Origin of the sequence: Rhodosalinus sp. (assembly GCF_041685465.1) — a bacterium.
GTDB lineage: Bacteria > Pseudomonadota > Alphaproteobacteria > Rhodobacterales > Rhodobacteraceae > Rhodosalinus.
Window position 1 is genome coordinate 1 of sequence record NZ_JAWLFS010000134.1, and the last position, 8310, is coordinate 8310.

Here is an 8310-nt window from a genome sequence, read left to right on the forward strand (position 1 = left end):
AACCTCGGCACGACGGGCGTGGAGGGCGCCTGGGAGACGGCGCTGCGCCACACCACGCCGGAGCCGATCACGCTGCACCGGGTGCTCGCCGAGGCCGCCGAGGCCGGAGTCACCCACGCCGCGATGGAGGCCTCGAGCCACGGGCTCGACCAGTGCCGGCTCGACGGCGTGGTGCTGACGGCGGCGGGCTTTTCGAGCTTCAGCCAGGATCACCTCGACTACCACCCCGACCTCGACGCCTATTTCGACGCCAAGGCCGGGCTCTTCGCCCGCGTGCTGGGCGAAGAGGGCGCGGCGGTCGTCAATCTCGACGCCGAGCGCGGCTTCGACATGGCCGCCATCGCGCGGGCGCGCGGGCAGCGGGTCATGGGCGTGGGTCGCGGGCCGGAGGCCGATCTGCGCCTCCTCGCGCAGCGCTGCGACCCGCAGGGCCAGGAGCTGCGCCTGTCGTGGGACGGCGCGGCCTATCAGGCGAAGCTCGGGCTCGTGGGCGATTTTCAGGCGTGGAACGCCGCGCTCGCCGCCGGGCTCGCCATCGGGTGTGGCGATGATCCCGCGCGGGTCATGGCCGCGCTCCCCGCGCTCGAGACGGTGCGCGGGCGGATGCAGCTCGCCGCGGCGCGCACGAACGGCGCGGGCGTCTACGTCGATTACGCGCACACGCCGGATGCCATCGCCACGGCGCTCCGGGCGCTGCGCCCGCATGTCATGGGTCGGCTCGTCGCGGTGATCGGCGCGGGCGGCGACCGCGACACCGCCAAGCGCCCGCTCATGGGCACGGCGGCGGCAGCCGAGGCCGACCATGTCATCGTCACCGACGACAATCCCCGCAGCGAGGACCCGGCGACGATCCGCGCCGAGGTCATGGAGGGCGCGCCGCAGGCCGAGGAGGTGGGCGACCGCGCCGAGGCGATCCTGCGCGCGGTCGCCGCGCTCGGGCCGGGTGACGCGCTCCTGATCGCGGGCAAGGGCCACGAGACCGGGCAGGAGATCGCGGGCGTCACCTATCCCTTCGACGACGCCGAGCAGGCGAGCCTCGCCGTCGCCGTGCTCGAAGGGCGCACCGCGTGAGCCTCTGGACCGCCGCCGAGGCCGCGCGCGCCACCGGCGGCCGCGCCACCACGGACTGGGCCGCGACCGGCGTCTCGATCGACACGCGCACGCTCGCGCCCGGCGATCTCTTCGTCGCGCTCACCGCGGCGCGCGACGGCCACGACTTCGTCGCCGACGCGCTGGCCAAGGGCGCGGCCGCCGCCATGGTCGCGCGCGTGCCCGAGGGCGTGGCCGCGGAGGCGCCGCTCCTGGTCGTGGACGACGTGCAGAGCGGGCTCGAATCGCTCGGCCGCGCGGCGCGGGCGCGCACGCGGGCGAAGGTCGTCGCGGTCACCGGCTCGGTCGGCAAGACCTCCACCAAGGAGATGCTGCGCCGGGTCTGCGCGGGGCAGGGGCGCACCCATGCCTCGGAGGCGAGCTACAACAACCACTGGGGCGTGCCGCTGACGCTCGCGCGGATGCCGGCGGAGAGCGAGTTCGCCGTGATCGAGATCGGCATGAACGCGCCGGGAGAGATCGCGCCGCTCTCCGTGCAGGCGCGCCCCGACGTGGCGCTGATCACCACCGTCGCGCCCGCGCACCTGGAGGCCTTCGGCTCGATCGAGGGGATCGCCGCCGAGAAGGCCGCGATCGTCGCGGGCCTCGTCCCCGGCGGCACGGCGGTGCTGCACGGCGATCTCGAGGTCTCGCCCATCCTCGAGGAGGCGGCACGCCGGGCCGGCGCGGGCCGGGTCGTCACCTTCGGCGAGGCGCCGCGCACCCATCACCGGCTCCTGCGCGCGACGGTGCGCGACACGACCACCGTCGCCGAGGCGCGGGCCTGGCGCACGCCGCTTCTCTACAAGATCGCGGCGCCGGGGCGGCATTTCGCCCTCAACGGGCTCGCCGTGCTGGCCGTGGCGCGGGCGCTCGGCCTCGACCGGGCGCTGGCGATGTCGGACCTCGGGCGCTGGGCGCCGGTCGCGGGGCGCGGCGCGCGCGAGGCGATCCGCCTCGACCCGGTGGAGCGCGACCTCGCCATCGAGCTCATCGACGAGGCCTACAACGCCAACCCCGCCTCGATGGGCGCCGCGCTCGAGGTGCTCGCGGGGGCGGCGGTGCGCGACGGGGTGGGCCGCAAGGCCGCCGGGCGGCGCGTCGCCTACATCGGCGACATGAAGGAACTCGGGCCGGAGGCGGCCGCGCTGCATGCCGCGCTCGCCGGGCACCCGGCGATGGCGCGCATCGACAGGGTGCACACGGTGGGCGATCTCGCGCGCCACCTGCACGCGGCACTGCCGGCCGAGCGGCGCGGCCGGCACACCCGCACCGCCGCCGAAATGGCGAAGGGCGTGCGCCGCGATCTCGACGCGGGCGACGTGGTGATGGTCAAGGGCTCGCTCTCCACCGGGCTCGGCGCCGTCGTTGACGCCGTCCGGAAACTGGGGCATGGCACCCCGCGATCCGGCTCGGGGGACGACTGAATGCTCTACTGGCTCACGCTCCTGAGCGACGGCGGCGACGCCTTCAACCTGTTTCGCTACATCACCTTCCGCGCCGGCGGCGCCTTCCTGACGGCGCTCCTGTTCGGCTTCCTCTTCGGCCCGCCGCTCATCAACGTGCTGCGCCGGAGCCAGGGCAAGGGGCAGCCGATCCGCTCCGACGGGCCGGAGAGCCATGCGACGAAGGCCGGCACGCCGACCATGGGCGGGCTGCTGATCGTGGGCGCCCTCGTCACCTCGACGCTGCTCTGGGCGCGGCTCGACAACGCCTTCGTCTGGATCGTGCTCTTCGTCACGCTGGCCTTCGGCGCGATCGGCTTCGCCGACGACTTCGCCAAGGTGGCACGGCAGAACGTCAAGGGCGTGCCCGGCAGGCTGCGCCTCGCCCTCGGGTTCCTGATCGCGGGCATCGCGGCGGTCTGGGCCGCGCAGGTGCACCCGCCCGAGCTCACCAACCAGCTCGCGCTGCCGATCTTCAAGGACACGCTCGTCAACCTCGGGCTGCTCTTCGTGCCCTTCGCGATGATCGTGATCGTGGGGGCGGCCAACGCGGTGAACCTGACCGACGGGCTCGACGGGCTCGCCATCATGCCGGCGATGATCGCGGCCGGCACGCTGGGCGTGATCGCCTACGCGGTGGGGCGGGTGGATTTCACCGAGTACCTCGACGTGCATTACGTCCCCGGCACGGGCGAGATCCTGATCTTCACCGCCGGGCTCTTCGGCGGCGGGCTCGGGTTCCTGTGGTACAACGCGCCGCCCGCGGCGGTCTTCATGGGCGACACCGGGAGCCTCGCGCTGGGCGGCGCGCTCGGCGCCATCGCGGTGGCGACCAAGCACGAGATCGTGCTGGCGATCGTCGGCGGGCTCTTCGTGGTCGAGGCGCTCTCGGTGATCGTGCAGGTGCTCTACTTCAAGCGCACGGGGAAACGGGTCTTCCTGATGGCGCCGATCCATCACCACTACGAGAAGAAGGGCTGGGCCGAGCCCACGATCGTGATCCGCTTCTGGATCATCTCGCTCATTCTCGCGGTGATCGGGCTGGCCACGCTCAAGGTGCGCTGATGCGCGGGGCGGGTCCGGTGGCCGGCGTCGCTTGGGGGGCGCTGCCCCCGTCGCGCGCGGGGCGCGCGACTCCCCCGGGATATTTGCATCCAAGAAGAAGCGGGGGACCGGGAGGCCGCGCCGGGCGCGGCAAGGAGCCGGGCGCATGATCCCCGTCGGCGGGTTCGCGGGCCAGCGGGTCGCGATCCTCGGGCTGGGGCGCTCGGGGCTCTCGGCCGCGCGCAGCCTCGCCGCCGGCGGGGCCGCGCCACGTCTCTGGGACGACCGCCCTGAGGCGCGCGCGGCGGCGGAGGCGGAGGGCTTCGCGCTGCACGATCTGTCGCGCCCGGGCGCCTTCGAGGGGGTGGCGCGGCTGATCCTGTCGCCCGGCATCCCGCATCTCTACCCCGCGCCGCATCCGGCGGTGGCCGCGGCGCAGGCCGCCGGCGTGCCGGTGGACAACGACGTCGGGCTTTTCTTCGCGGCGCTCGGGGCGGGCGACTGGGTGCGGTTCGACGCGCCGCCGCGGGTGGTGGCGATCACCGGCTCGAACGGGAAGTCCACCACCTCGGCGCTTCTGCATCACGTCCTGCGCGACGCCGGCCGGCCCGCGCAGCTGGCCGGTAACATCGGGCGGGGCGTGCTCGACCTCGATCCACCGGGCGAGGCGGAGGTGATCGTGCTGGAGCTCTCCTCCTACCAGACGGAGCTCGCGCGGGCGCTGACGCCGGATGTCGCGGTCTTCACCAATCTCACGCCCGACCACCTCGACCGGCATGGCGGGCTGGGCGGGTATTTCGCGGCCAAGCGGCGGCTTTTCGCCGAGGGCGGACCGGACCGCGCGGTGATCGGCGTGGATGAGCCGGAGGGGCGGTTCCTCGCCGGGCAACTGGCGGAGGCGCCCTCGGACGACCGGGTGATCCGCGTCTCGGCGGAGGGCAGGATCGGCGGCGCGGGCTGGAGCGTCGTGGCGCGCAAGGGGGTCCTGTCCGAGTGGCGGCGCGGGCGCCAGGTGGCCTCCATCGACCTGCGCGGGGTGAAGGGCCTGCCGGGCGCGCACAACCATCAGAACGGCTGCGCGGCCTATGCGGCGGCGCGCGCGCTCGGGCTGGGCCCGAAGCTCATCGAGCGGGCGCTGCATGGGTTCAAGGGGCTGCCGCACCGCAGCCAGGTGGTGGCGGAGGCGGGCGGCGTGACCTTCGTCAACGATTCCAAGGCGACGAACGCCGCCTCGGCGGCGCGCGCGCTCGCCGCCTTCCCGCGCATCCGCTGGATCTGCGGCGGGCTCGAGAAGGAGGGCGGGCTCGAGGCGCTCGCGCCGCATCTGGATCACGTCGCGCGCGCCTACGTCATCGGGCGCGAGGCGCAGGGTTTCGCGCTGAAGCTCGGGGCCGTGGAGGCGGAGGTCTGCACCACCATGGCGCGCGCCGTCGCCCGCGCGGTGGAGGACGCGCGGCCGGGCGAGACGGTCCTGCTCGCCCCCGCGGCGGCGAGCTTCGATCAGTACGACAGTTTCGAGCGCCGGGGCGAGGACTTCGTCGCCGAGCTCCGCGCGCGGCTCGGCGCCGGCTGAGGCGCGGCCCGCGCCGGACGGCTGGCGCGGGGCGCTGAATTCGGATAATCTCTCTTCAAGGCTCCGCGAAAAGGGGCCGCGACGAGGCAGCGAGCGGCAGGCTCAACATGACGGACATGGTCTATGGCTCCGTTCCCGTGCGGAACGCCGAGCCCATTCTCCCGCGGTGGTGGCGCACCGTGGACAAGTGGACGATTTCCTGCGTCCTGATCCTCTTCGCCATCGGGATCCTTCTCGGCTTCGCGGCCTCGCCGCCGCTCGCCGAGAGGAACGGCTTCGGCCATTTCCACTACGTCGAACGACAGGCGGTCTTCGGCGCGCTGGCCCTCGGCGCGATGCTCGTGGTCTCGATGCTGAGCCCGCTCGCGGTGCGGCGCCTCGCGGCGCTGGGCTTTCTCGCAGCCTTCGCGGCGCTCGCGCTCCTGCCCGTGCTCGGCACGGATTTCGGCAAGGGCGCGATGCGCTGGTATTCGCTGGGGTTCGCGGCGCTGCAGCCCTCGGAGTTCCTGAAGCCCGTCTTCATCGTCGTCGCCGCCTGGCTCATCGCGGCGAGCCAGGAGATCAACGGCCCGCCAGGCAAGACATGGTCCTTCGCGCTGACCGTGCTGATCGTGGCGATGCTGGCGCTGCAGCCCGACTTCGGGCAGGCGGCGCTCGTCCTCTTCGGATGGGGGGTGCTCTATTTCGTGGCCGGCGCGCCGCTCGCCCTCCTCTTCGCGGTGGCGGGCGCGGTGGTGATCGCCGGCTCGGTCGCCTATTCCAGTTCCGAGCATTTCGCGCGACGCATCGACGGCTTCCTCTCGCCCGAGCTCGACCCCACCACGCAGCTCGGCTACGCCACGAACGCGATCCGCGAGGGGGGCTTCTTCGGCGTGGGCGTCGGCGAGGGGCAGGTGAAATGGTGGCTGCCCGACGCGCACACCGATTTCATCGTCGCCGTCGCGGCGGAGGAATACGGCCTCGTCCTCGTGCTGGCGCTGATCGCGCTCTACGCGGGCATCGTCGTGCGCTCGCTCCTCAGGCTCACGCGGGAGCGCGATCCCTTCGTGCGCCTTGCCGGTGCGGGCCTTGCCGCGATGCTGGGCGTGCAGGCGATGGTCAACATGGGCGTCGCCGTGCGGCTCCTGCCGGCGAAGGGCATGACGCTTCCCTTCGTGAGCTACGGCGGCTCCTCGCTGATCGCGACGGGCATCGCCATGGGGATGCTTCTGGCGCTGACGCGCACGCGCCCGCAGGGCGAGATCGGCGACATCCTGCGCGGACGGCGGCGCTGGTGACCGGCGCGGCGCCGCATCTGCTGATGGCCGCGGGCGGCACCGGCGGGCACATGTTCCCCGCGCAGGCGCTCGCCGAGGCGATGCTCGCGCGCGGCTGGCGGGTCACGCTGACGACCGACCCGCGTGGCGCGCGGTACACGGGGGGCTTTCCGCATTCCGTCCGGGTCGAGCGCATCGCCTCGGCCACCTTCGCGCGGGGCGGCGCGCTCGCGAGGCTGGGCGTCCCCTTCCGCATCGCGGGCGGCGTCGCGGGGGCCTGGGCACGGATGCGGCGCGATCGGCCGGACGTGGTGGCGGGCTTCGGCGGCTACCCGACGATCCCGGCGCTCGTGGCGGCCGAGCTTCTGCGCCTCCCCCGCCTCGTCCATGAGCAGAACGGCGTGCCCGGCGAGGTGAACCGGCGCTTCGCGCCGCGGGTGGAGGCGGTGGCCTGCGGGACATGGCCCACCGACCTGCCCGAGGGGGTGGAGGCGGTGCACACCGGCAACCCGGTGCGCGGCGCGGTCGCGGAGCGGGCGGGCGCGCCCTACATCCCGCCCGGCGATTACCCGATGTCGCTTCTGGTGATCGGCGGCAGCCAGGGCGCGCGCATCCTCTCGGACACGGTGCCGGGTGCGGTGGCGCGTCTGCCGGAGGCGCTGCGCGCCAACCTTCGCGTCGCCCACCAGGCGCGCGAGGAGGACCGCGAGCGGGTCGCGGCCTTCTACGCCGAGCACGGCATCGCGGCGGAGGTGCAGCCCTTCTTCCGTGACGTGCCCCGCCGGATGAGCGAGGCGCAGCTGGTCGTCAGCCGCGCCGGCGCCTCCTCCATCGCCGATATCGCCACCATCGGGCGCCCCGCGATCCTGATCCCGCTGGCGAGCGCGGCGGGCGACCACCAGACGGCGAACGCGCGCGGGCTGACCGAGGCCGGCGGCGCGATCCGCATCCCGGAATCGAAACTCACGGCCGAGAGCCTCTCCGAGCAGATCGCCGCGGTGCTCGGCCACCCCGAGGGCGCCCAGCGGATGGCCGCCGCCGCGCTCACCTGCGCCGTCCCCGATGCCACGGAGCGGCTTGCGCGCATGGTCGAACGGCTGGCAGAGGGGCGCAGCACGGAGGGCGGGGCATGAGCGCGGCGACGAAACTTCCCAACGACATCGGGCCGATCCATTTCGTCGGGATCGGCGGCATCGGCATGTCGGGCATCGCCGAGGTGCTCCTGAACCACGGCTACCGGGTGCAGGGCTCCGACCGGAAGGCCTCCGACATCACGCGGCGGCTGGAGGATCTCGGCGCGACGGTCTTTCTGGGCCAGCAGGCCGCGAACCTCGACGGGGCGGCGGTCGTGGTGATCTCCTCGGCGATCAAGCCGGGCAACCCCGAGCTCGACGCCGCCCGCGCGCGCGGGTTGCCGGTGGTGCGCCGGGCCGAGATGCTGGCCGAACTGATGCGGCTCAAGTCCAACGTCGCGATCGCCGGCACCCACGGCAAGACGACGACGACGACGCTGGTGGCGACGCTTCTGGACGCGGGCGGGCTCGACCCCACGGTGATCAACGGCGGCGTGATCCACGCCTACGGCTCCAACGCGCGGCCGGGCGACGGCGAGTGGATGGTGGTGGAGGCCGACGAGAGCGACGGCACCTTCACCCGCCTGCCCGCGACGATCGCGGTGGTGACCAACATCGACCCCGAGCACCTTGACCACTGGCGCGACTTCGAGGCGCTGAAGCGCGGCTTCGACGATTTCGTGGGCAACATCCCCTTCTACGGCCTTGCCGTCTGCTGCACCGACCACCCGGAGGTGCAGGCGCTGGTGGGCCGCGTCACCGACCGCCGCATCCTGACCTACGGCTTCAACGCGCAGGCCGACGTGCGCGCGGTGAACCTGCGCTACGAG

The 8310-nt window shown here is 73.6% G+C and carries 7 protein-coding genes; all 7 read left to right on the forward strand.

What is annotated here, in order from left to right:
- Nucleotides 1–1071 (forward strand): Mur ligase family protein (locus ACESL7_RS09990; RefSeq protein ID WP_372893180.1); only part of this gene is annotated, 1071 nt, incomplete at its 5' end.
- On the forward strand, nt 1068–2516 hold the full coding sequence (locus ACESL7_RS09995; protein ID WP_372893181.1) for a UDP-N-acetylmuramoyl-tripeptide--D-alanyl-D-alanine ligase: 1449 nt from the start codon (nt 1068–1070) through the stop codon (nt 2514–2516). The genes ACESL7_RS09990 and ACESL7_RS09995, both read left to right, overlap by 4 nt.
- Nucleotides 2517–3599 carry a phospho-N-acetylmuramoyl-pentapeptide-transferase gene (gene mraY, locus ACESL7_RS10000; RefSeq protein ID WP_372893182.1) on the forward strand — a complete coding sequence of 361 codons (1083 nt, stop codon included), beginning with the start codon at nt 2517–2519 and terminating at the stop codon, nt 3597–3599.
- A 145-nt stretch (nt 3600–3744) separates the two neighbouring features.
- Nucleotides 3745–5151 carry a UDP-N-acetylmuramoyl-L-alanine--D-glutamate ligase gene (gene murD, locus ACESL7_RS10005; protein WP_372893183.1) on the forward strand — a complete coding sequence of 469 codons (1407 nt, stop codon included), beginning with the start codon at nt 3745–3747 and terminating at the stop codon, nt 5149–5151.
- Between the two features lie 107 nt (nt 5152–5258).
- Entirely contained in the window at nt 5259–6428 is a 1170-nt protein-coding gene (ftsW, locus tag ACESL7_RS10010) for a putative lipid II flippase FtsW (RefSeq protein WP_372893184.1), read from the forward strand.
- Nucleotides 6429–6451: 23 nt separating this feature from the next.
- Nucleotides 6452–7540, forward strand: coding sequence for a UDP-N-acetylglucosamine--N-acetylmuramyl-(pentapeptide) pyrophosphoryl-undecaprenol N-acetylglucosamine transferase (locus tag ACESL7_RS10015; RefSeq protein ID WP_372893186.1), 1089 nt, complete (start codon nt 6452–6454; stop codon nt 7538–7540).
- A partial coding sequence (locus ACESL7_RS10020) for a UDP-N-acetylmuramate--L-alanine ligase (RefSeq protein WP_372893185.1) occupies nt 7537–8310 on the forward strand: 774 nt, incomplete at its 3' end. The genes ACESL7_RS10015 and ACESL7_RS10020, both read left to right, overlap by 4 nt.